Annotated in this window: 24 protein-coding genes and 2 pseudogenes; 13 read left to right on the plus strand and 13 right to left on the minus strand. The window is 70.3% G+C overall.

What is annotated here, in order from left to right; all coding sequences use genetic code 11:
* Positions 1 to 3: 3 nt before the first annotated feature.
* The 3 genes from FK268_RS16490 to FK268_RS16500 form a co-directional block, all read right to left on the minus strand.
* Positions 4 to 1,278, minus strand: coding sequence for a DUF445 domain-containing protein (locus FK268_RS16490; protein ID WP_146436037.1), 1,275 nt, complete (start codon positions 1,276 to 1,278; stop codon positions 4 to 6).
* 205 nt (positions 1,279 to 1,483) lie between these two features.
* Complete coding sequence (locus FK268_RS16495; protein WP_146436039.1) at positions 1,484 to 1,939, minus strand: PTS sugar transporter subunit IIA; 456 nt, start codon at positions 1,937 to 1,939, stop codon at positions 1,484 to 1,486.
* Positions 1,936 to 2,163, minus strand: a complete 228-nt coding sequence (locus FK268_RS16500; protein WP_146436041.1) for a PTS sugar transporter subunit IIB — start codon at positions 2,161 to 2,163, stop codon at positions 1,936 to 1,938. Before FK268_RS16500 ends, FK268_RS16495 begins: the two co-directional genes overlap by 4 nt.
* 105 nt (positions 2,164 to 2,268) lie before the next feature.
* On the opposite strand from FK268_RS16500, the gene FK268_RS16505 reads away from it, so the two are divergent.
* Positions 2,269 to 3,504: a PTS transporter subunit EIIC gene (locus tag FK268_RS16505; protein ID WP_146436043.1), complete on the plus strand. Its 1,236-nt coding sequence runs from the start codon at positions 2,269 to 2,271 to the stop codon at positions 3,502 to 3,504.
* Entirely contained in the window at positions 3,501 to 4,658 is a 1,158-nt protein-coding gene (locus FK268_RS16510) for an N-acetylglucosamine-6-phosphate deacetylase (protein ID WP_146436046.1), read from the plus strand. Before FK268_RS16505 ends, FK268_RS16510 begins: the two co-directional genes overlap by 4 nt.
* Before the next feature lie 10 nt (positions 4,659 to 4,668).
* Here the strand turns inward: FK268_RS16510 and FK268_RS16515 are convergent, their stop codons facing one another.
* The 4 genes and pseudogenes from FK268_RS16515 to FK268_RS16530 form a co-directional block, all read right to left on the minus strand.
* Positions 4,669 to 5,499 carry a PhzF family phenazine biosynthesis protein gene (locus tag FK268_RS16515; RefSeq protein ID WP_146436048.1) on the minus strand — a complete coding sequence of 277 codons (831 nt, stop codon included), beginning with the start codon at positions 5,497 to 5,499 and terminating at the stop codon, positions 4,669 to 4,671.
* Positions 5,500 to 5,503: 4 nt separating this feature from the next.
* Positions 5,504 to 6,136 (minus strand): MSMEG_1061 family FMN-dependent PPOX-type flavoprotein, encoded by a 633-nt coding sequence (locus tag FK268_RS16520; protein WP_146436050.1) that lies wholly within the window; start codon positions 6,134 to 6,136, stop codon positions 5,504 to 5,506.
* A gap of 10 nt (positions 6,137 to 6,146) precedes the next feature.
* A pseudogene (locus FK268_RS16525) lies at positions 6,147 to 6,903 on the minus strand (amino acid ABC transporter ATP-binding protein).
* Complete coding sequence (locus FK268_RS16530; protein WP_146436052.1) at positions 6,900 to 8,336, minus strand: ABC transporter substrate-binding protein/permease; 1,437 nt, start codon at positions 8,334 to 8,336, stop codon at positions 6,900 to 6,902. Before FK268_RS16530 ends, FK268_RS16525 begins: the two are co-directional and overlap by 4 nt.
* 222 nt (positions 8,337 to 8,558) lie before the next feature.
* Here FK268_RS16530 and FK268_RS16535 point away from each other — a divergent pair, with 222 nt between their 5' ends.
* Genes FK268_RS16535 through FK268_RS16550 form a run of 4 tightly spaced genes read left to right on the plus strand, consistent with a single transcriptional unit; the run spans position 8,559 to position 11,836 of the window.
* Complete coding sequence (locus tag FK268_RS16535; protein WP_146436054.1) at positions 8,559 to 8,918, plus strand: ArsR/SmtB family transcription factor; 360 nt, start codon at positions 8,559 to 8,561, stop codon at positions 8,916 to 8,918.
* A complete protein-coding gene (locus FK268_RS16540) occupies positions 8,915 to 9,400 on the plus strand; it encodes an SRPBCC family protein (protein ID WP_146436056.1) in 486 nt (161 codons plus the stop codon). The genes FK268_RS16535 and FK268_RS16540 overlap by 4 nt, the downstream gene beginning before the upstream one ends.
* Before the next feature lie 16 nt (positions 9,401 to 9,416).
* Positions 9,417 to 10,193, plus strand: a complete 777-nt coding sequence (locus tag FK268_RS16545) for an enoyl-CoA hydratase (protein WP_146436058.1) — start codon at positions 9,417 to 9,419, stop codon at positions 10,191 to 10,193.
* Positions 10,194 to 10,210: 17 nt separating this feature from the next.
* On the plus strand, positions 10,211 to 11,836 hold the full coding sequence (locus tag FK268_RS16550; protein ID WP_146436060.1) for an adenylate/guanylate cyclase domain-containing protein: 1,626 nt from the start codon (positions 10,211 to 10,213) through the stop codon (positions 11,834 to 11,836).
* Here FK268_RS16550 and FK268_RS16555 read toward each other — a convergent pair.
* From FK268_RS16555 to FK268_RS16565, 3 genes and pseudogenes are all read right to left on the minus strand, one after another.
* Positions 11,731 to 12,270 (minus strand): GNAT family N-acetyltransferase, encoded by a 540-nt coding sequence (locus FK268_RS16555; RefSeq protein ID WP_146436062.1) that lies wholly within the window; start codon positions 12,268 to 12,270, stop codon positions 11,731 to 11,733. The two genes, FK268_RS16550 and FK268_RS16555, sit on opposite strands and share 106 nt — an antisense overlap.
* A gap of 8 nt (positions 12,271 to 12,278) precedes the next feature.
* Positions 12,279 to 12,623 (minus strand): annotated as a pseudogene (locus FK268_RS16560) (RNA-binding S4 domain-containing protein); the annotation flags it as partial.
* 3 nt (positions 12,624 to 12,626) lie between these two features.
* Positions 12,627 to 12,839, minus strand: coding sequence for a hypothetical protein (locus FK268_RS16565; protein ID WP_146436066.1), 213 nt, complete (start codon positions 12,837 to 12,839; stop codon positions 12,627 to 12,629).
* A gap of 40 nt (positions 12,840 to 12,879) precedes the next feature.
* Here FK268_RS16565 and FK268_RS16570 point away from each other — a divergent pair, with 40 nt between their 5' ends.
* From FK268_RS16570 to FK268_RS16585, 4 genes are read left to right on the plus strand one after another with little or no spacing between them, the layout of a single operon-like run.
* The gene (locus FK268_RS16570) at positions 12,880 to 13,332 is read left to right on the plus strand and encodes a SixA phosphatase family protein (RefSeq protein WP_158636134.1); all 453 of its coding nucleotides are present in this window, start codon (positions 12,880 to 12,882) and stop codon (positions 13,330 to 13,332) included.
* 11 nt (positions 13,333 to 13,343) lie between these two features.
* A complete protein-coding gene (locus tag FK268_RS16575; RefSeq protein WP_146436069.1) occupies positions 13,344 to 13,775 on the plus strand; it encodes a SixA phosphatase family protein in 432 nt (143 codons plus the stop codon).
* A 9-nt stretch (positions 13,776 to 13,784) separates the two neighbouring features.
* Positions 13,785 to 15,419 (plus strand): dihydroxyacetone kinase family protein, encoded by a 1,635-nt coding sequence (locus FK268_RS16580; protein ID WP_146436071.1) that lies wholly within the window; start codon positions 13,785 to 13,787, stop codon positions 15,417 to 15,419.
* Positions 15,416 to 16,594 (plus strand): acyl-CoA dehydrogenase family protein, encoded by a 1,179-nt coding sequence (locus FK268_RS16585; RefSeq protein WP_146436072.1) that lies wholly within the window; start codon positions 15,416 to 15,418, stop codon positions 16,592 to 16,594. The genes FK268_RS16580 and FK268_RS16585 overlap by 4 nt, the downstream gene beginning before the upstream one ends.
* Here FK268_RS16585 and FK268_RS16590 read toward each other — a convergent pair.
* Positions 16,591 to 17,526: an alpha/beta hydrolase gene (locus FK268_RS16590; protein WP_146436074.1), complete on the minus strand. Its 936-nt coding sequence runs from the start codon at positions 17,524 to 17,526 to the stop codon at positions 16,591 to 16,593. The genes FK268_RS16585 and FK268_RS16590 overlap by 4 nt on opposite strands.
* Before the next feature lie 133 nt (positions 17,527 to 17,659).
* Here FK268_RS16590 and FK268_RS16595 point away from each other — a divergent pair, with 133 nt between their 5' ends.
* Both FK268_RS16595 and FK268_RS16600 read left to right on the plus strand, forming a co-directional pair.
* The gene (locus FK268_RS16595) at positions 17,660 to 18,508 is read left to right on the plus strand and encodes a helix-turn-helix domain-containing protein (RefSeq protein WP_146436076.1); all 849 of its coding nucleotides are present in this window, start codon (positions 17,660 to 17,662) and stop codon (positions 18,506 to 18,508) included.
* Positions 18,509 to 18,554: 46 nt separating this feature from the next.
* Complete coding sequence (locus FK268_RS16600; RefSeq protein WP_146436078.1) at positions 18,555 to 18,929, plus strand: DUF2255 family protein; 375 nt, start codon at positions 18,555 to 18,557, stop codon at positions 18,927 to 18,929.
* Positions 18,930 to 18,942: 13 nt separating this feature from the next.
* On the opposite strand, the gene FK268_RS16605 is transcribed toward FK268_RS16600, so the two are convergent.
* Positions 18,943 to 19,806 (minus strand): SDR family oxidoreductase, encoded by an 864-nt coding sequence (locus tag FK268_RS16605; protein WP_146436080.1) that lies wholly within the window; start codon positions 19,804 to 19,806, stop codon positions 18,943 to 18,945.
* Positions 19,807 to 19,924: 118 nt separating this feature from the next.
* Positions 19,925 to 21,202: a PucR family transcriptional regulator gene (locus tag FK268_RS16610; protein WP_146436082.1), complete on the minus strand. Its 1,278-nt coding sequence runs from the start codon at positions 21,200 to 21,202 to the stop codon at positions 19,925 to 19,927.
* Between the two features lie 176 nt (positions 21,203 to 21,378).
* On the opposite strand from FK268_RS16610, the gene FK268_RS16615 reads away from it, so the two are divergent.
* Positions 21,379 to 22,854, plus strand: coding sequence for a class I adenylate-forming enzyme family protein (locus FK268_RS16615; RefSeq protein ID WP_146436084.1), 1,476 nt, complete (start codon positions 21,379 to 21,381; stop codon positions 22,852 to 22,854).
* The last annotated feature ends 2 nt before the right edge of the window (positions 22,855 to 22,856 follow it).

The following is a 22,856-nucleotide window of genomic DNA, read 5'->3' on the forward strand; positions in this document are numbered from 1 at the left end:
CTGTCACACCCCGAAAATCGCTAGATGGAGGAACCCGGCGAACGAGCCGAGCACCGCGCCGTGCAGGAACAGCAGCCACTCATCCTGCTTGATCGCCGACCGGAGCAGCTCACTGAGGTCCTCCGAGCTGAGTTTGCTCATCCGCTCGATGACGAACTGGCGCACCTTGGTCTGCTGCTCGGCCACGAACTCGGGCTGGCTGACGGTGGCCTCGGCGACCTTGAGCGCCTCGGCGCCGACGAGCTGCGGCACCCGGTCGTAGGCCTCGCTGCCGACGGAGAGCTTGACGAAGCCGCGCGCCCAGCCGGCCGCGTTGTCGATCGAGTCGCGCAACACCGTCTCGACGGTGGCCCGGGTCCGGTCGGAGCGCGGGCCGTGCAGGAGCTCGTCGCAGATGTTCTCGATGGTGATCACTTTGTCGGCCATCACCTTGGCGTACTCCTCGCCGATCTCCTTCTTCCGCTTGAGGAACAGCCCCTGCTTCCACGGCACCCACCACGTGGGGTTGATCGGCTCGAAGATCATCAGGATCCCGATGTAATTGACCACGTAGCCGATCACGATCCCGCCGAGCGGCAGCAGCCACCAGTAGGGGAAGAAGTGCAGCAGCGCGACCAGGAGGAAGCCCATGGGGAAACCGAAGTAGAAGCCGAAGTTCTGCATGAACTTCAGTTCCTTACGGCCCATGTTGTAGAAGATGTCCTTGAGCACCGACGGGTTGTTCGTCAGGTACCGGATCACCAGGAGTTTGGCGTCGATGTAGTCGTCGATGTTCTCGCCGATGGTCGACGTGATCTTCCGGACGTCCTTCGGCAGCGACGCCGAGACGCGACGGTAGACCAGCAGCTTCACGTCCTCGGGCAGCGAATACCACAGTCGCGGATTCTCCCGCTGCATCACCGATTCGACGATGGACGGGATCATCGGCAGCGACGCGCGGGTGAGCACCTCGGAAACGTGCTCCGGATCCATCACCTCGTAGAACTCGGCGATGCTGCCCACTTTGTTGAGCGATTTGTCGACGGCGATACTCGCCATCTTCTCCGCGCGCGACGGGACGATCCCCTGCCAGCCGACGCGACCGTCGGGCTGGATCGCCGGGATCACCTGGACACGGCGCGGCAGCAGCGGGTACAGCGTGGCCATGCCGGGAACCTTGACGCCGTAGAAGCGCTTGGGTTCGAACAGCATGAGGATGCCGGTCCAGTTGGTGATGTAGCCGATGATGCCGGTGAACAACGGGATCGTGATGAGCTGTTCGATCAGGTGCGGATCCATGACACACACCCCTCGTCGACGTTTCTCGTCGAGCTCTCCACTGCCCCTCCATCGTTCCCACGAGTTGGCCGAAACATTCGTCCTACGAATGCTTCACAGGAACCGCCTCGACATCATTCGCGCCCACAGTACTCAACGAAATGAGAGGATTACTCCTTGATTCGATCACTGTGACCAGATGAACACGCGGCAGCCCCGGCGCCGTTCATACAGCAAAGACGAAGTCCCCCGCCGCCACGTCGCGCTCCTGCAGACCAGTGATCGACCCGGGTTTGGAATCCATGATCACGACGGGGCAGATCGCACTGAGCCCGCGGTCGCGAATACCCGACGGGGAGAACGCGATCAACGGATCCCCGGCCTCCACTGCAGCTTTCTCGGTAGCTATCACCGTGAAGCCTTCACCATTCAGGTTCACCGTGTCGATTCCGATATGCACCAGGACACCCACGCCGTCGCCCGACAGGACGATCACGGCGTGCGGATGCAACTTGAGCACCGTGCCGGCCACCGGCGCGGTGACGACGGCGTCAGCACCGTCGGCGGGGACCGACGGCTCGATGGCGACACCCGACCCCACCATCTCCCCGGCGAAGACCTGATCGGGCACGGCCGAGAGCGGGAGCAGCCGCCCGGCGACGGGTGCCAACACGTCCGTCACAGGAGGTCCTGCACTTCCTCCGCGAGCGCGTCCGCGGTCGGGCCGACAACGACCTGCACCGCCGAGCCCGCGATCATCACGCCGTGCGAGAGCTTCTTCAGCGCGGCCTGATCGACGAGACCGGTGTCCTTGACCTCGCACCGGAGGCGGGTGATACAGCCCTCCACCTCCTCGATGTTGTCGGCCCCACCGAGCCCGTTCACGATGTCCTGCGCCTTCGACATTCCTGCCGCCTTTCGGAGAGGTTCGGGGAAACCGGCTCCCGCCGGACCGAACTGGTTATAACCTGTCGTCACCCTAGTGGACTCGTCCCTCGACAGGAGCGAAAAATGAGTTCCTCATCCGGATCCGGTATATCAGCACGGCGGCTCGATCTGAGCGGTCTCCAGAAACTCGGCCGCAGCCTGATGCTGCCCATCGCGGTCCTCCCCGCGGCGGGCATCCTCCTGCGACTCGGCCAGGACGATCTCCTCGGCAGATTCTCGTCGATGAAGACCGTCGCCGCGGTGATCGGCGGCGCCGGCAACGCGCTCTTCGCGAACCTCGGCATGCTCTTCGCCGTCGGCATCGCGATCGGCTGGGCCAAGAAGGCCGACGGTTCCACGGCACTCGCCGCCCTGGTCGGCTACCTCTCCTTCCAGGCCGTCGAGAAGGCGATGTCGCCCGTGGTGCTCGCCGGCAAGACCGACAAGGACGGGGCCGCCGCGGTCGTCGAGTACGGCGTGCTCGGCGGCATCGTCATCGGCATCATGTCGGCCGTGCTGTGGCAGCGGTACTACAAGACGAAGCTGCCCGACTACATCGGCTTCTTCTCCGGCCGCCGCCTGGTACCCATCCTCACCGCATCCGGGGCCATCGTCGTCGGCGTACTCATGTCCTTCCTCTACCCCGCCTTCAACTGGGCACTCACCGGACTCGCGAACTGGGTCGCCGAGCACGCCGTCGTCGGTGGCGGCGTCTACGGCACCATCAACCGGCTGCTGCTCCCGCTGGGCCTGCACCACATCATCAACTCGGTGGTCTGGTTCGTCCTCGGCGACTACAAGGGCGCCAACGGCACCGTCGTGCACGGCGACATCGCCCGCTTCATGCAGGGCGACCCGACTGCGGGCAACTTCATGACCGGCTTCTTCCCGATCATGATGTTCGCGCTGCCCGCCGCGGCGCTCGCGATCTACCGCTGTGCGAAGCCCGAGAACCGCAAGGTCGTCGGCGGCATCATGCTCTCGGTGGGCCTCACCAGCTTCCTCACCGGCATCACCGAGCCGCTCGAGTTCTCGTTCATCTTCGTGGCCTGGCCGCTGCTGCTCGTGCACGCGGTGCTGACCGGCACCTCGCACATGCTGGTCAACTGGCTCGACATCCACCACGGCTTCACCTTCTCCGCGGGGGCGATCGACTACGTCCTCAACTTCGGGCTGGCGACCAAACCGCTGCTGCTCATCCCGATCGGGCTCATGTACGCCGTGATCTACTACTTCTCGTTCACGTTCATCATCAAACGCTGGAACCTCAAGACCCCGGGTCGCGAGGACGAGGACGAGGAAGCCGAGGCCACTGCGTGACCGATGTTCTGCGCGGCACCGTCGTCACGCCCTCCGGGGCGATCGACGACGGTGTCGTGGTGCTCGCCGACGGCCTGATCGCCGAGGTCGGACCGGCGTCCGCCTTCCCGTCCGCGACGCTGCCGGCAGCGTCGGACCGGGTGTACCTGCCCGGCATGATCGACGTGCACTGCCACGGCGGGGGCGGCTTCGGCTTCCCCGATTCCGACGCCGCCGGTGCCCGCGCGGCCGCCGCACACCACCTCGGCCGCGGCACCACGACGCTGCTCGCCTCACTGGTGTCCGCGGCGGCGGAGAAGCTGCTCGAGCGGATCGCCACCCTCGCGCCGCTCGTCGACGACGGCACCGTCGCGGGCCTGCACCTCGAGGGCCCGTTCCTCGCGCAGGAGGTGTGCGGCGCACAGGACCCGCGGTACATCGTCGACGGCGACCCCGCGCTCCTGGCGACGCTCCTCGACGCCGCCGGCGGGCGGATCCGGTCGATGACGGTGGCCGCGGAGACCGCCCACTTCCCGGTGCTCGCCCGGCAACTCTCCGACGCGGGCGCCGTCGTCTCCGTGGGCCACACCGCGGGCGATTACGACACCGTCGTCGCAGGGCTCACCGCGCCGACCGGGCCGGTGAGCATCACGCACCTGTTCAACGGCATGCATCCGATGCACCACCGGCACCCGGGCGCCGTGGGCGCCGCGCTGAAGGTCGCGGGCGAGGGCCGCGCCGTCGCCGAGATCATCGGCGACGGGGTGCACCTCGCCGCGGGCACGGTCGCGATGGTCTTCGCCACCGTCGGACCCGATCACATCGCCCTGGTCTCCGACGCTATGCAGGCCGCCGGCATGCCCGACGGCGAGTACACGCTGGGGCCGCTCGACGTCACCGTCGGGGGTGGCGTCGCTCGCCTGACCACGCCCGACGGAACGCCGGGCGCCATCGCGGGCGGCACCTCGTCGGTGCTCGACGTGGTGGTGCGCGCCGTCCAGCACTCGGGCGTGCCGCTCGCGGACGCGACGCGGGCCGGCGCCACCACGCCCGCCCGGCTCCTGGGCCTGAAGGACCGCGGCGAGCTCTCCGCCGGCCTGCGCGCCGACGTGCTGGAACTCTCCGCCGACCTGGAGCTGCTGCGCGTGATCCGTGGCGGCGCCGAGGCCGGCTGAAACGCAGCGCTCAGCCGAGCGCGACGTTCCCGGTGATGGTGGTGCCGGTCGCGCCGCCGATCCAGATCTCGCCGTCCGCGGACTCGACGTGCACGCGACCGCGGCGGCCGAGCGCGGTCCCCTGAGAGGCGACGTACCGCGCGGGCAGGGCACCGGTTCCGATGAGCCACTGCGCGAGGCCCGCGTTGAGCGAGCCGGTGACCGGATCCTCCGGCACCGCGAGGTCCGGGCAGAAGGCGCGCACCTCGACGTCGGCGTCGCCGCCGGGCGGATACGTCCCGACGACGCCGATGTTCAGGTCCCCCATCGCCCCGAAGTCCGGGTCCAGGGCGAGTACCGCATCCGCGTCCCGCAGCCGCGCCGCCACCCAGCCGGGGCCGTTGTCCACCCATTCGGCGGCGAGGATCTCCGCGGCGGGGAGACGCAGGCCCGCGGCGATCCGGCTGACGGTGCCGGCATCCGCCGGGCCGCTCCGACGCAGCGGCGGTGCCGCGAAGGCGAGTTCGTCCCCGCGGCGCAGCCGGACCAGGCCGGCGGCGCACTCCTGCACCACCGTCCCGGGCGACGCCGGGACGCCGCCGTCCTCGAGCCAGGCGTGCGCGCTCCCCAGCGTCGGATGTCCCGCGAAGGGCAACTCGCCGCCGGGAGTGAAGATCCGCAGCCGGTAGTCCGCCCCTGGATCGGTCGGGCGCAGTAGGAAGGTGGTCTCGCTGAGGTTCGTCCAGCGCGCGAACGCCGCCATCCGCTCGTCGGAGAGGCCGTCGGCGCCGTGCACCACCGCCACCGGGTTGCCTCGCAGGGGTTCCGAGGAGAAGACGTCGACCTGGCGGAAGCGGTACATGCTCCTAGTAAAGCTCACGCCCGTAACCGTCGCCGTAGTAGCGGTCCAGCTCCTCGAGCGAGTCGTCAGGGCGTTCCAGGGATTTCGCGATGACGGCCCGCCGGGGCACGCCGCGGTCGTCGTCCTGCGTCGGCCAGGTCGACGGATCCCACGCCTCGGAGCGCAGGAAGGCCTTGCTGCAGTGGAAGAAGACCTCGTCGATCGCGACCTCGACGATGAGCTGGGGCAGTCGGTCGCCCACCGCCATCCGCGGCGCGTACGGCGCGTCCGCCAGGACCGTCGCGGCCCCGTTGACCCGCAACGTGTCACCGCGCCCGGGGATGACGAAGTCGATGGCGATGCGCGGGTCCTCGAGCAGGTTCCGCAGACCGTCGACACGGCGGTTACCGGGCCGGTCCGGTAGCGCGAGAGTGCGGTCGTCCAGCACGAGGACGGCGCCGGCGGGATCGCCCTTCGGGGAGACGTCGAGGCCACCGGTGCCCGTCGTCGCGACGAAATAGAGCCGCGCCGCGGCGAGGAAGAGCCGGTGCACCTCGTGCAGCTCCGGCAGTGCCTTGTCGCGGATCCGCGGGATCGGCTCGGGCACCACCGCTCGCAGCTGGTCGATCGTCGTCACCGGCGTGCGCTCGTGGCCCATGCCGACGACTCTAGAGGGGGCGCAGGATGCGGTCGAGGAACTCCCGCGTGCGCTCGTGCTGCGGAGCACCGATCACCTCGGCCGGGCGCCCCGCCTCGAGCACGGTGCCCCGGTCGACGAAGAGCACCTGGTCGGCGACCTCGCGGGCGAAGGCCATCTCGTGGGTCACGACCACCATCGTGCGGCCCTCGGTGGCCAGGTCGCGCATCACGGTCAGCACGTCGCCGACCAGTTCGGGATCGAGAGCGGAGGTCGGCTCGTCGAACAGCACGACACGCGGACGCAGCGCCAGCGCCCGCGCGATCCCCACGCGCTGCTGCTGCCCGCCCGAGAGCTGATGCGGGTACTTGTCGGCGTGCTCGGCCAGCCCGACGCGCGCGAGCAGCTCACGCGCCTCCGCCTCCACCTCCGCCGGCGCCCGCTTCTGCACGACGGTGGGCCCCTCGGTCACGTTCCGCAGCGCCGTGAAGTGCGGGAAGAGGTTGTGCGACTGGAAGACCATCGCGCTCTGCGCGCGATAGTGCGCCAGCTCCGCCTTTCGCGGCGCCCCGGTACCGAAGTCCACGGTCGCCTCGCCGACGGTGACGACGCCACCGTCGGGCAGCTCGAGTGCGTTGAGCGAGCGGAGCACCGTCGTCTTGCCCGAACCGGACGGCCCGATGATGACGGTGACCGTGCCCTCCGGAACGGCGAAGTCGATGCCCCCGCAGGACGTCCACGTCGCCGAAGGACTTGGTGAGGCCGCTCACCGAGATCAGGTCGGTCATCGCGCCACGTACCTTTCGAAGCGGTTCTCGAGGTGGGACTGCACCAGGCTCAGCGCCTGGCAGACCACCCAGTAGTAACAGGCGGCGACCACGTACATCACGAAGAAGTCGTACGTCGGGGCCGCGGCGATCTGCGCCTGCCGGAAGAGCTCGGTCACGAGGATCGCCGATGCCAGCGACGTGTCCTTGACCAGGGAGACCAGGGTGTTCGCGAGCGGCGGAGTGGCGGTGCGGGCCGCCTGCGGCAGGATGATCCGCCGCAACGAGGTGCGGTAGTCCATGCCGATCGTGGTGGCCGCCTCCCACTGCCCCTGCGGGACCGCGCCGATCGCGGAACGGATGATCTCCGCCGCGTACCCGCCCACGTTGAGCGAGAAGGCGATCACGGCGGCGAGGAACGGATCGAACACCACACCTGCGAGGGGGAGCCCGTAGAAGATGATCACGAGCTGCACCAGCAGCGGCGTGCCGCGGATGATCGAGATGTAGGCGCGGGCGATCCCGCTGACCATGCGCCGCTTCGACATTCGCGCCAGCGCCACGCCGAGCGCGATCGCCAGGCCGATCACGAAGCTGATGGCGGTCAGCGGGATGGTCTTGGTGACGGTCGCCTTGAGCATCGGAGCCAGGTTGCGGCGCACCATGTCCCAGGTGCTGGAGCCGCGCCGTTCCTCCTGCGCCCCGGAGCCGAAGAAGCGGTCGGAGATGCGCTGCGCCGTCCCGTCGGCCCGGATCTCGGCCAGCCCCCGGTCGATCTCGGGCATGAGCCCCGAGTTCTTGCGGGCCGCGAACACCGATTCGGACTTGTCGGGTGTCTCCGCGGCGATCTCCACCGGGGCACCGGGGGTCACCTTCAGGTAGTTGCGGACGACGCCGGTGTCGTTGACCACCACATCGACCCGGCCCTGCGCCAGTACGTTGACGGCGTCGGTGAAGCTGTTGACCGCCTCGATCTTGGCGCCCGCCTTCTCGGCGACCCCGGACCAGCTACTGGTGATGCTCTGCGCTGCGGTCTTGCCGCGGATGTCGGCCAGCGAGTGCACGGAATCGTCGCCCTTGCGCACGAGGATCGAGCCGCCGGTCTGCAGGTACGCCACCGAGAGGTCGTACTTCGCCGCACGCTCCGGACTGGCCGTGACCTGGTTGGCGACCAGGTCGAACCGGCCCGCCTCCAGGCCCGCCATCATCGAGTCCCACGGCGTCTCGACGAACTCGACGCGCTTTCCGATCTTCGCGGCGATCGCGGTGATCATCTCCACGTCGTAGCCGGTGAGCTTCCCGGTCTCGTCGTGATAGCTGTACACCTGGTAGACGCCCTCGGTGCCCACCCGCAGCACTCCCCCGGCCGGCACCGGATCGGCGTGCGCGGGCAGCGGTGCCGCGACGAGGACCGTCGCGAGCAACGCGAGGAGGAGGCGCCGTACCGCGGTCACCGGGCCTCCTCCGCGACCCGATCGTCGTGGCTGGCGGCGCGGGCGGGGTCGGGGAGGGCGGCCGTATCCATGCGTCGTTCTTAGCACCGCGGCGCGCCCGGCGCGGCCCGACGGTCCGGTCCCGACCTTTTCAACCAAAGGGTTGAACAAACACGAACGGGGGCGTACCGTCGTATTCAACAGAACGGTTGAACTCAGAGGAGGTGGACCACGAACGACGACATCGACGACCTGTCCAAGGCGTTCGCCGCACTGGCGGACTCCACCCGCCGCGACATCGTCGCCCGCCTCGCCGACGGCGACGCCACGCTCACGGAGATCGCCGAGCCGTACGACGTGAGCATCCAGGCCGTCTCGAAGCACCTGAGCGTGCTCGAGAACGCCGGCCTGATCAGCAGGACCCGCCGTGCCCAGGCCCGGCCCGCCCACCTGGAGGCCGAGGTCTTCGACCTCATGAACGGGTGGATCGAGCGGTACCGGCGCCGCGCGGAGCAGCGCTACCAACGCCTCGACGCGGTCCTGGCCGATATGAACGCCGCAGAGAACCCGAACACCACCCGCACCGAAGGAGCCGCATCATGACCACCGTCAACGCCGAGGCCGGCATCGAGGCCTCCACCGCCCTCCCCACCGTCACCATCACACGCGAGTTCCGGGCGACACCGGCGCAGCTGTTCCGCGCCCACACCGACCCCGAGTTGTACGCGCGGTGGGTGGGACCGTCGGACATCGACACCGAGATCGTGCACTGGGACGCACGTACGGGCGGCAGCTGGGCGTACGTCAGCACGCGCGGCGACGAGCGCTACGCCTTCCACGGCAGCTTCCACGACGTCCGCGAGGACCGCATCGTGCAGACCTTCACCTACGACGACATGCCCGACGGGGTCTCGCTCGAGACCATGACCTTCGAGGACCTGGGCGACGGCCGCACTCTGCTGCGCGCCGTCTCGCTCCTGGACAGCTTCGAGAGCCGCGACGGGATGCTCGCCAGCGGCATGGAGACCGGCATCGTCGACGGCTACGCGAAGCTCGACGAACTCCTCGCGTCCGGCGAGGTGTAGTGGTTACCGTCGGAACATGACGGACGCCGCACCGATTCGTACACACGTCGCCGACGGCCTGGGGGTGCTCACCCTCGGTGCCCCCGGTCGGCGCAATCCCCTCTCGCTCGCCACCATGCGGGCCGCCACCGCAGCGCTCGAGAGCTTCGACGCCGACCCCGCGGTGCGGGTCATCGTGATCCGCGCCGAGGGGCCGGCGTTCTCGGCGGGCCACGACCTGAGCGAAATGGTGGGCCGCACCCTCGACGAGGAGCGGGAGATCTTCGCCGCCTGTACCGATCTCATGGCCGCGGTGCACCGCACGCGACAGCCGGTCATCGCGCGGGTGCAGGGGATGGCGCTGGCGGCGGGGTGCCAGCTCGTCGCGACCTGCGACCTGGCGATCGCCTCGTCCGACGCGCGGTTCTCGACGCCGGGCGTGAAGATCGGCCTGTTCTGCTCGACGCCGATGATCCCGCTCACGCGCGCCGTCGGCCGCAAGCGCGCGATGCAGATGCTGCTCACCGGGGAGATGATCAACGCCGAGACCGCGGTCGAGTGGGGCCTGATCAACGCCGCCGTCCCCGCGGACGTACTCGAGACGACCGTCGCGGATCTCGCGCACCGCGTCGCCGAATCCAGCGGCGAGACGCTGGCGATCGGCAAACGCGCCTTCTACGACCAGATCGACCGCACCGAACCCGATGCCTACGCGGCGATGGCCGAGGTGATGGCGACCAACGCGATGATCCCGGATGCGCAGGAAGGGATGACGGCCTTCCTGGAGAAACGGGCCCCCGTCTGGTCGCGATGACCCGGTAACTTAGCGGCATGAAGCTGCCTCGGCTCCGCGCGGACTACGGGTCGATCCTGCTAGGGTCCACCGACGACAGCTCGCGGCTCACTCGGGTACGGGTACAGCTGGTCATCACGATCGGCGTGATCGTCGCGAACCTCATCGGCGTGGGCCTGGCGATCGCGCTCGCCACCGTCGGCATCCCCGAACCCTCGATCCCCTGGGACGCCTGGTGGATGAACTACCTGGTGGTCCCCCTCTACATCGCGATCGCCTTCGTCCTCGGCGCGACGATCGGCACCGTCCGGCTGGTCCGGTCGTTGCGCTGGTCGATCCGGCGGGAGGAGCCGAACGCCGCGCAGGCGAAGGCGGCCATCGTCGGGCCCTGGCGCCTGACGGCCCTGCAGGCACTGCTCTGGGGCGTCGGCACCGTCGTCATGACGGTGGGATACGGCATCATCAACCCCGAACTCATCCCGAAGACCGCGCTGGTGATCGGGCTCTCGGGCGTGGTGGTGTGCGCGATCTCGTACCAGATCACGGAGTTCGCGCTGCGGCCCGCTGCCGCCGCCGCGCTGGAGGCGGGGTTCCGCGCGCCGCGCAAGGGGCGGCTGCGGATGCGGGCCGCGACCGCGTGGTCGATCGGCTCGGGTGTGCCGATCCTGGGGATCTTCCTCGTGGTGCTCTTCGGCACCTTCCGCGACGAGACCAGCAAGCTCGACATCTTCGTCGCCGTCACCGCGCTCGCGGCGATCGCGCTGCTCACGGGCCCGCTGCTCACGCTGCTCAACGTGGACACCCTGGTCGCGCCGCTGCGCGTGCTCGGGAACGCGATCCGCCGGGTCCGCGACGGCGAAACCGACGTGGCCGTGCGGATCTTCGACGGCTCGGACATGGGAGAGCTGCAAGCCGGCTTCAACGAGATGACGGGCGGCCTCGCCGAGCGCGAGCGGCTACGCGACCTGTTTGGCCGGCACGTCGGCCGCGATGTCGCCGAGACGGCACTGGGTCTGGGCGTGCAGCTCGGCGGCTCCGAGCAGGTCGTGGGCGTGCTCTTCGTCGACGTCGTGGGTTCCACGACGCTCGCACGGCAGCGCCCGGCCACCGAGGTCGTCGATCTGCTCAACCGCTTCTTCGAGGTGATCGTGACCGCCGTCGAGGAGAACGACGGCCTGGTCAACAAGTTCGAGGGCGACGCGGTGCTCGCGGTCTTCGGCGCGCCGCTCCCCCACCCGGACCCGGCCGGCGGTGCGCTGCGCGCCGCCCGGCTCATCGCCGACCGTCTGCCCTCCGCCGTGCCGGACCTGCGCGCCGGGATCGGCGTCTCCTACGGCGTGGTGGTCGCGGGCAACGTGGGCGCCATCGAACGCTACGAGTTCACCGTGATCGGTGACCCGGTCAACGAGTCGGCGCGGCTGTCCGAGGTGGCCAAGCGCGACACCTCGCTGCCGGTGGCCTCCGAACCCGCCATCATGGGCGCCCGTGAGGCCGAATCGCAGCACTGGCGGTTCACCGACGAGCTGGAGCTGCGCGGCCGCGACGAGCTGACCCGCCTCTATGCGCCGACGGCGTCGTCCAGGACGAGCACGTCGTCGACGAAGGTCGTGCCGCCGACGGTGAATTCCCGCACCCCCGCCGTCACGAACCCCGACTTGGCGTAGAAGCGCTTCGCGCGGGCGTTGTCGGCGTTCACGCCCAGCCACACCGGCAGGCCCGCGGCGCCGGCGCGCACCGCGTCGAGCAGGGCACGGGCGACCCCGCCGCCGTGGTGATCCGGGTCGACGTAGAGCTTGGAGAGGTAGGCCGACGGTGCGCCGCGCAGCGCGGTGGGCCCTTCGTCGTGCGCGCCGTGCAGCACCAGGGCGTAGCCGACGGGGCCGTCCTCACCGTCGACGACGAGGACGTGGTGCGCGGGATCGGCCAGGTGCCGGGCGAACTCTGCCTCGGACAGGTGCGTCGCGATGAAGTGGGCGATGTGGTCGCGGGCCAACGTGGGCGGGCAGGCCAGCGGGAAGGTGCGGGCCGCGAGCGCCGCGACGGCGGCGGCGTCCTCGGGACCTGCGCGCCGCACCGCGGATTCGGTCGAGATCGTCATTCGCGTCCCAGGAGTCGGTCCGTCTCGCGGCGTTCGCGCTTCGTGGGCCGGCCCGCGCCGCGGTCGCGCTGCGGCATGGACAGCACGATCTCGCGCGGCGGCGGGGGCGGGCTGTTGTCGATGTAGCAGGTGGCGGCGACGGGCGCTCCGACGCGCTTGGGGATCAGGGTGGTGACCTCGACGATCCGCTCCCGGCCGCCGAGCCGCAGCCGCACCTCGTCGCCCACGACGATGTGCTGCGCGGGTTTGGCGGTGGCGCCGTTGACCCTGACGTGGCCGCCCCGGCACGCCGTGGCGGCGGCCGACCGCGTCTTGGTCAGCCGCACGGCCCACAGCCAGGCGTCGACGCGCACGGCTCAGCGCGCGCGGAGCAGCCGCGACAGCCCGACCGCGCCGAGGACGCCGAACGCGATGAGCAGGAGCAGGCCGACGCCCGCTCCGCCGAGGAGCCAACCGACCGCGACGATCACCACTGCCGGGGCCGCCATCGCCGCGACCATGCCGGGGTGCTGCTTCACGACGTCCAGCGCGGCCTGCTTGCGCGCCGGATCGAGTTCTTTTCCTGCCATGTCACCAATGTACGCATTCCCGGCAGGGCAAGATCGGGGCATGACGGTGCTGGCTCTCATGCGACACGGCGAGGCGGGGATGTCGATCCCCGACGAGGCCCGTCCGATCACCGAGAACGGTCGCCACCAGGCCCGACGGTCCGCGCAATGGCTCGCCGAGCACGGGCTCGAACCGGATCACGCACTGGTCTCCTTCGCCCGGCGCACCGTCGAGACCTTCCACGCGATGGATCTGCGCTGCCCGATGACGGCCACCGAGGAACTGTACGAGTGTCCCGGCCGCCGCGTGCTGGACGAGATCAACGGCGTGCCCGGCGACATCGCCGTGCTGCTGGTGGTCGCGCACTTCCCCTGCCTGCCGGAGGCGGCCGCCCAGCTGGACCCGTCCGCGGAGCTGCCGGGCTTCGCGCCCGGCACCGTCGTCCTGCTGGACCTCGACGACGGCCCGGCGGCCCCCGGTTCGGGGCGGCTGCGGTCGTGGTTCACCCCGTAGGATGTCCTTTTATGGACACCCTGATCCTGCTGCGGCACGGAAAGTCCGCGTACCCCGACAAGGTGAAGGATCACGACCGGCCGCTCGCGCCGCGCGGCGTCCGGCAGGCCGGCCTCGCCGGCAAGGCGATCCGCCGGTTCGGGCACGACGTGGACCTGGTGCTGTGCTCGACCGCGGTGCGCGCCCGGGCGACGCTCGAGCAGGCGTCGGTCGACGCCCCGGTACGGCACCTCCCGGCGCTGTACGGCGCGAGCGGTGACGAAATCCTGAAGCTCGTGGAGTCCGAGCGGGGCGACGCGGCCACGGTGCTGGTCGTCGGGCACGACCCGGGCCTGGCCGAGGCGGCCCAGATCCTGGACCCCACCTTCACCTTCGCCAAGTTCCCCACCTCGGCGTTCGCCGTGGTGCAGGAAGGCCACGCGGAGCTGCACATCCCTCGCTAACGTGGGGCCGTGACTCCACGCGCACGGTTCGAGAACTCCTCCGGCTCACTGTTCACCGACGGGTTGCGGGGCGTCCTCGCGGCCCACCCCGACGCCGTCTGGCACGACGCGGGCTTCGTCGCCCGCCGCACGCCGCGTTCCAGCGGCGTCGCCGTGATCTCGGGCGGCGGCTCCGGTCACGAGCCCATGCACGTCGGGCTCGTCGGCGCAGGCCTGCTCGACGCGGCATGCCCGGGCCTGATCTTCACCTCTCCCAACGCCGTTCAGGTCGCCGCGGCGACGCGCGCGGTGGACACCGGCGCCGGCGTGCTGCACGTCGTGAAGAACTACACCGGCGACGTGATGAACTTCGCCGTCGCCCGCCGCCTCGTGGCCGCGCCGGACGCGGACGCGCGCGCCGCCGCCACCGAGGTCGTGCTGGTCGACGACGACGTCGCCACCGAGGACACCTCGGGCCCGGGCCGCCGCGGGACCGCCGCCACGATCGTGGTGGAGAAGATCTGCGGCGCCGCGGCCGATCGCGGACTCCCGCTGGCGGAGGTCGCGGCGGTGGGCCGACGCACCGCGGAGCGCGCCCGCTCCATGGCCGTCTCCGTCTCGGCGTGCAACGTACCCGGCGCCGACACCCCGTCGTTCGATTTGCCCGCGGGCCGGATGGCCTTCGGCGTCGGCATCCACGGCGAGCGTGCCCGTGACGAGCGACCGGTGACGGCGGCGGAGGAGATCGTCACCGATCTGCTGGCGCGGATCCTGCCGGGCACCGGCCTCGGCGCCGGTGACCGCGCCCTGGTGGTGGTCAACAACCTCGGCGCCGTCACCGATCTCGAGACCGGTGTGCTCTTCGCAGAGACCGTCAAGCAGCTGGCCGAACGAGGGATCGAGGTCACGCGGTCGCTGGTCGGCCGGTTCGTGACGGCCCTCGACATGGCCGGTGCGTCGGTCACCGTCGTCCCCCTGGACGACGAGCTGATCGAACTGTGGGACGCCCCGACCTCGGCTCCCGCCTGGCCGCACGCGGCCACGGCACCGTCGCACCTGGACCCGCTCGCGCACGCCGCCCCCGACGATGCCACGGACACCGGCGAGGCGAACGTCTGGCTCTCCGACTTCGTGGGGCGCGTACAGCGCTCCGTGGACGAGCTCACCGAGCTCGACCGCCGGGCCGGCGACGGCGACTTCGGCACCAACATGGCCGCCGCGCTCGGCCACTTCCCACTGCCCCTGCGCGGCACCGACTCCGACGTACTGGAGGCGATCGCCACGTCGTACCTGGTACGTGCCGGCGGCACCTCCGGCGCCGTCTTCGGGACCTTCTTCACCGAGCTCGGCCGGGCCCTGCAGCCCGACGGTGCCGGCTTCGCCGCCGGCGTGCGCGCCAGTCTCGACGCGGTGGTCGAACTGGGTGGGGCGAAGGTGGGCGACAAGACCGTCGTGGACGCGCTCTCCCCCGCCGCCGACGTGCTCGACGGCGGCGGATCCCTCGCGGACGCGGCCGCGGCCGCCGCGCGGGGAGTCGCGGCGACCGCCGACAGCGCGGCCTCGCGCGGTCGCGCCAGCTACCTCGGTGACGCGGTCAAGGGCGTCCCGGATCCCGGTGCGCTGGTGACGTCCTGGCTGTTCGAGGCCGCGGCGGCGAGCCGATGACACCCGCGGTCGACCCCGAGGACTTCGCGCAGATCCGCGACCAGGTGCGCCAGTGGGTCCGCGACCGGGTCGTGCCGCGGGAGCGGGAGATCGCGGACGCCGACGCGATACCCGACGACCTGCGCCGGCAGGCGAAGGACATGGGGCTCTTCGGTTTCGCCATCCCGCAGGAGTGGGGTGGACTCGGCCTCGACCTCACGCAGGACGTCGAACTGGCGATGGAACTCGGGTACACCTCGCTCGCCGTCCGGTCGATGTTCGGCACGAACAACGGGATCGCCGGGCAGGTCCTGGTGGGCTTCGGCACCGACGAACAGAAGGCGCAGTGGCTGGAACGGATCGCGGCCGGTGAGATCGTCGCCTCCTTCGCGCTGACCGAGCCGGGCGCCGGATCGAATCCCGCCGGCCTGCGCACCCGGGCCGTCCGCGACGGCGACGAGTGGGTGATCGACGGGGAGAAGTGCTTCATCACCAACGCCCAGTCGGCGGACCTGTTCGTGACCTTCGCCCGCACGCGCCCGGCGGACGACAGGGGGCAGGGGATCGCCGTCTTCCTGATCCCCGCCGACTCCCCCGGCCTCGCGGTGGCCCCGCACGACGAGAAGATGGGCCAGCAGGGTGCCTGGACCTCGAACGTCGCCTTCACCGGTGTCCGGGTCCCCGCCTCCGCCCTGGTGGGCGGCGACGAGGACACCGGCTACCGCGCCGCGATGACCTCCCTGGCCCGGGGCCGGGTCCACATCGCGGGCCTGGCCGTCGGAGCGGCGCAGCGCGCTCTCGACGAGTCCCTGCGGCACGCCGCCGTCGCAACGCAGGGCGGTGTCCCGATCGGCGACTTCCAGCTCGTGCAAGCCCATCTGGCCGACATGCAGACCGGCGTCATGGCGGGCCGCGCACTGGCGCGGGACGCCGCTGCGAAGTGGGTGTCCGGCGAGGACCGCCGCATCGCACCGTCGGCCGCGAAGCTGTACTGCACCGAGATGGTGGGTGACGTCGCGGACCGCGCCGTGCAGATCCACGGCGGCGCCGGGTACATGCGGGAGACGCCGGTCGAGCGGATCTACCGCGACGTCCGCCTGCTGCGCCTCTACGAGGGCACCTCGGAGATCCAGCGCCTGATCATCGGCGGCGGCCTCGTGCGGCAGGCCACGAAGGAGTTGGGCCCGCCGCGCTAGCCCAGGTGCGTGCGATAGAAGGGCACCAGGTTCTCCAGCGCGACGGAAGTCGGCTGCGGCTGGTCGTACAGGTCGTAGTGTGAGGCTCCCTCGACGACCACGAGTTGCTTGTCCCTCGACGCGGCGCGGCCGTACAGCTCCATGCTCAGCCGCTGCGAGGCGAAAGCGCCTGCCTTGTCGCCGATCACGACCATCAGCGGCTGGGTGAGCAGCACCTCGACGCGGTCGTAGGCGTCCCAGTCGGCCAGCGCCGCCTGTCGGGCGAAGTTGAAACTGGTCAGGGCGCCGGGGTTCTTCGCGCGGTCGGTCTTGTAGTAATCGGTCGCCTCGAGCACGTCGATGTCCGTGACGCCCGCCTGCTGCGCGGCGTCCACCGACGGCGGCAGTAGATCGTTGATCTGTTCGGCGGCGCCGCGGGCCTCCGCGGTGCGCTGCGCGGCGACGGCCTCGAGCATGGCGATCGGGTGGTACTCGGTGAAGCCCTCCCGCATGAGCCGGCCCACATTGCTGCCCGCGACGGTGCCCAATGCCTTGATCCGCCGGTCGATCTTGGTGGCGGCCACCGCGTACCCGGCGCCGCCGCAGATCGCGAGCACGCCGATGTTGTCGGCGTCCACGTAGGGCAGCGTGACCAGGTGGTCGATGACGAAGCTGAAGTCGCTCACCCGGAAGGCCGGGTCCTCGACGGAGCGGGGCTCGCCGCCGCTCTCGCCCTGGAAGCTCGCATCGAAGGCCGCGACCACGAAGCCCGCCTCGGCCAGCGCCTTGCCATAGACGGTGCCGGAGGTCTGCGCCTTGCAGCTGCCTGTCGGGTGCGCCGCGATGATCGTGGGATAGGTCTTCGACGCGTCGAAGTCCGGCGGGTAGTGGATGTCCGTGGCGATGTCCCACGCCCATCCCTTGACCGCCACCGTCGTGATGTTCTCCGCCATGGGATTTCCTTTCTCAGTGCCTTGGCTGTGACCACCACGCTAGGAAGGATCCGGCTCGGGCGGCAGGCCGGATTCCTGCCTGGGAAGGATTCTTCCCAGGCAGGACCGGAGCATCCGCGGCTAGCCTGGCGTCATGGCCACGACCGCCCGCACCGCGCCGCATCTGAAGGAGCTCGGCGACTTCCTGCGCACATGCCGCGGGAAGCTCTCCCCGGCGGATGTCGGTCTCACCGCGATCGACGGGCAACGGCGGGTCAGCGGGCTGCGCCGCGAGGAGGTCGCGCAGCTGGCGGCGATCAGCACCGACTACTACACCCGGATCGAGCAGGGACGCCTGAGCCCCACCGCGCACGTGCTCGACGCGGTCGCGCGGGCGCTGCGCCTTGATCCGGACCAGACCGAGTACGCCGGCAGCCTGCTCGATCACGCCGCGCAGGCACCGGCTGTCCGGGGCGGGCGCCGCCCCACCAGAGTCCGGCCGCAGATCCGCCGGCTGCTCGATCAGCTCACCGAGACACCCGCGCTCGTACTCGGGCCGCGGATGGACATCCTGGCGTGGAACCCGTTGGCAGCCAGGGTCTACGTGGACTTCGATGCCCTCGCGCCGCGCGAGCTGAACTACGTCCGGCTCATCTTCACCGATCCCGCGATGCGGGCGCTGTTCGACGACTGGTCCACGGTCGCCCGCTCCTGCGTCGCGATCCTCCGCCGTGAGGCCGCCGCCAACCCCGCCGACCCCGCTCTCTCGGCCCTCGTCGGGGAACTGACGATCGCCGACGAGCAGTTCAGGCAGTGGTGGGCCGCCCGCAACGTCACCCGCCAGGACTTCGGCACGAAGACCCTGCACCACCCGCAGGTCGGCGAGCTCGTACTGGACTGGGAGATCTTCCGCTACGCCGGAGCGCCGGATCAGCAGTTGGTACTCAACTCCGCCGACGCCGATTCCCCGACGCGCGAACGACTCCGCCGTCTCATGCAATGAGCGCCGAATACCACTGACCACCACCGAATCCGCCAGGAGACCGACCATGCCCCTCACACCGGACCTCATGACAGCACTCGGCGACGCCCCAGAGATCGAGATCAGCAGCTACCGCAAGGACGGGACACTGCGCCGCTGGGTGCCCATCTGGTCCGTCCGCGTGGGCGACGAGATCTACCTGCGCTCCGCCTTCGGCGTCGACGGCGGCTGGTACAAGTGGGCGAAGATCAAGGGCGTCGGCCGCGTCCGGGTCGCCGGCACCGAGGCCGACGTGACGCTCGTGCCGTACACCGGCCCGGAACTGCAGGCGCAGGTGGATACGGCGTTCGAGACCAAGTACCGAGGCGGTGGGGAAGCGTTGCAGATCATGGTCACCGAGCCCGCCCGGTCGGCGACGGTGCGCCTGGATCCAGCGGCCTGACGGCCGGGAGGGCCTACGCGGGCGGGTCGACGAACAGGTCGTAGTCGATCGGATCCGCACCGCCGTAGGGACGCAGATCCGTCACCCCGGCCTTGCGTACCAGCTCCGCATCGAGGAAGCACCGGCCCGTGACCGACAGCGGCTGGGCGAGCAGCACTGCCGCCGCGTCCGCCATGATCTGCGGATTCCGAGCGTGCGCCGTCGCCTCGTCACCGCCGAGCAGATTCTGCACCGCCGCCGTGGCGATCGTCGTCTCCGGCCACAGACAGTTCGCCGCGATCCCCAGTTCCGCGAACTCCGCAGCGAAACCCATCGTGAGCAGGGACATCCCGTACTTGCCGAGCATGTATGCCGGATAACGGCCCAACCAGTCCGGCGAGAGGTTCAGCGGCGGCGACAGTGTCACCACCCTGCCCTCGTCGGCACGCTCGAGGTGCGGAAGGCACGCCTTCGTCAACGCGAAGGTGCCGCGGGTGTTCACTTGCTGCGTCAGGTCGTAGCGCTTCATCGAGATCTCGGCGGTGGAGATCGTGCTCAGCACACTCGCATTGTTGACGCACACGTCGATCCCGCCGAACCGGTCCACGGCGGTCGCCACCAGCCGGGCGATGTCCTCGTCCGAACGCAGATCGCCGACCACGCCCACGGCGGCGTCCTCGCGGCCCGCGGCGGCGTCGATCTCCGCCACCGCCGTGTGGATCGTGCCGGGCAACCGTGGATCCGGATCGTCGGTCTTGGCCAGCAGCACGATGTTCGCGCCGCGCGTTGCCAGTGCGACCGCGATCGCGAGGCCGATCCCCCGGCTCCCGCCCGACATGACGACGGTGCGGCCCGCGAACGCCTCCGGGCCGGGTTCGGTGAGGAGAGTGGCCTGCATCAAGGTGTCCTTACGCCGTGGGATCGGTTCTGCGGCTGACGCTACGAGCGACGCGAGCGCAGAGCCATGTCCTCGGCGGACCGAATCCGGCCGGACCGTTGTCGGCGGCGACGAAAGCTCAGCGCCAGTGCGGACCCAGGATCGCCGGAAACCGGCGGCAGAGCAGCAGTGCGATCTCCACATCGAGACGGCCGTCCTCGAGGGGACGGCCGCGGCGCTCGATCGCCTTGCGTACGCGGTACTTCACGGTGTTCGTGTGGAGGTGCAGCAGCGGAGCCGCCGCCGTGAAGCTGGATCCGGCATCGAGGAAGACCTGGAGCGAATGCCGCAGGTGCGCATCCGCGTCGGTGTCCTCGGCGAGCGGACCCAACACCTCACGCACCCAGACGTCGGCCGTGGAGAGGTCTCCGCCCAGCATCGCCGCGATCACCACCCCGGTGTCGTCGCTCGCCACCGATACCCGGTCGTCGCCCGCCGCGCGCAGCGCCACCGCGCGGGCGTCGACGGCCAGCTCGTGCGAACGGACGAAGCCCTCGACACCGCGCCGGGGTGAGCCGATCGCCAGCGACGGCGCCTGTGCGTCGGCGGCGCCGAGCCGCCGGAGAGACTCCACGGCACCGTCGACCGAGGCACTGGACAGGGGGATCCATCCCCACGCGGTCTGTCGGTCGTGGGCCATGAACAGCGGGGTCGAGACGGCGCCGACCTGTTTCGCCGCCAGATGCAGGAACCGCTCCATGCCGATGAGTTCGCCACGCTCCAGCACGGGGGCCGGGTACCACATGATCACAGCGAGACTGTGCTCGCGCAGCGGATAGCGCACTGCCGAACTCAACTCGTCGACGCCGCGCGTCTCCTTCGCGCCCGCGAGGATCCGGCGGATCTGCTCGCCCCGGATCCGTTCGCGGCTCTCCTTCCACCGTTCCAACTCCTGCCGGTACACCTCGATCACCTGCTCCGAGATCCAGTCGATGTACTGGGACGTCGCGGTGAAGGTGGCCTCGAAGACCTCGAGTGCGGTGTCCGGATCAAGGCCGCCGGCCCGCACCTCCGCGAAGACGAGTCGGAGCAGTTCCTGCTGCCCCAGCCGGTACGCGCGGACCAGCGCGTTGGGCGTGACGTCATGCTGTGCGAGCCGGCGGGCGTACTCCAGCGCCGCGACGGGGGCCGTCACGCCGGCCACGTCGATGCCGTGCCGGATCGCGGCGAAGATCGTCGTGATGTTGCCCTCGACGCTGGCCCGGAGCAGTTCCACCAGCTGAGCGTCGCCGCGCAACTCCGGGATCTGAGCAAGGATCACGTCCCGCACCGCATCGGTCACCGCCGCGGTCCGCGGTTCCATCCGCACGATCACGGCGGCGGCCGCGGTGGCGCCCGTGTCCTCGAATCCCGGCATGGCTCGCAAGCGTAGCCACGAACGGCCGTCGGGAACCGGCGATCGGCGAGATCGGCCTTTGTTCGCCGAGGACAACGCGGAGTGATTCGTTGGCCGTCGCGGACGATGTGACCGCAGTCACGTCCTCGTAGATTTCTCCGTGAGCCACACCACACAATCCCTTGAGAGGGCCTCCGATGCACTTCGCACTCCTCCCCGCACACCGGGCCCGTACCGCGCCGTCAGCGGTCGCGATCGCGGACGATCGCCGCACCCTCGACAACACGACGTTCGACCAGTTCATCGGCCGTGCGGCGGCGACCCTCGCCGAGCGCGGCGTGGGCCGAGGAGACGTCGTCGCGGTGCTGCTGCCCAATACCACCGACCTCATCGTGACGCTCTTCGCCGCCTGGCGGCTCGGTGCCGCCGTCACCCCGATCAACCCCGCCTTGACGGCCGACGAGGTGCGCTACCAGACCACCGACGCCGGATCGGCGGTGTTGGTGACGGACAACGACCGCGACGACGATCTCGGGGCACCCCTCCTACTCGTCGCCGATCTGTACGCGGTCGGCGCGTCCGACGGCGCGCTCCCGGCCATCGAGCCCCGTGACGACGACCGCGCGCTGCTCATCTACACCTCCGGCACCACGGGCCGCCCCAAGGGCGTGCACCTCGATCACGCCAACCTCAGTGCGCAGTGCCGCTCGCTCGTGGAGGCCCTCGGCTTGACCTCCGCCGATCACAGCCTGCTGATCCTGCCGCTCTTCCACGCGAACGGCATCATCGCGGGCACGCTCTCCCCGCTGCTCGCGGGCGGACGGACGACGGTGGCCGGCCGGTTCACACCGGAGACCTTCTTCGCCCGGGTCGAGCAGGCGCGCCCCACGTACTTCTCCGCCGTGCCCACGATCTATCAGATGCTCGTGGACCTGCCCACCGACGTTCGGCCCGACACCTCGTCGATCCGGTACGGGATCTGCGGCGCCGCACCCGCCAGCGTCGAGCTGCTCGCCAAGGCCGAGAAGCGCTTCGGCTTCCCACTGGTCGAGGGCTACGGCCTGTCCGAATGCACGTGCGTCGCCACCGTGAACCCCTACGACGGGGTCCGCAAGGCCGGCACCGTCGGCCCGGCCCTGCCCGGCGTCACCGTCCGGGTCCTCGGCGCCGACGGTGCCGACCTCCCCACCGGCGAGCCCGGCGACGTGGTGATCTCGGGCCCGAACGTCATGCGCGGCTACCTCAACCGACCCGAGGACACCGCCTCCACGCTCGTGGACGGCATGCTTCGCACCGGGGACATCGGCTTCCTCGACGAGGACGGCTACCTCACCCTCGTCGACCGGGCGAAGGACCTGATCATCCGCGGCGGGGAGAACATCTACCCCAAGGAGATCGAGTCCGTGATCTACCAGCTGCCCGAGGTCGCCGAGGCGGCGGTCGTGGGTCGGCCGGACCCGAAGTTCGGCGAGGTGCCCGTCCTGTTCGTCGCCTTCACCGAGGGCGCGACCCTCCCGACCACCGAGATCCTCGCGCACGCCGCGGGGAGGCTCGCCAAGTACAAACTGCCCGTGGAGATCACGACTCTCCCGAGCCTCCCCAAGAACGCCGTCGGCAAGCTCGACAAGCCGACCATGCGGAGGCGCACCTCACCCCCGGTCGCCGCGTCCTAGCC

Source organism: Tsukamurella sputi, assembly GCF_007858445.1.
GTDB classification, from domain to species: Bacteria; Actinomycetota; Actinomycetes; order Mycobacteriales; family Mycobacteriaceae; genus Tsukamurella; species Tsukamurella sputi.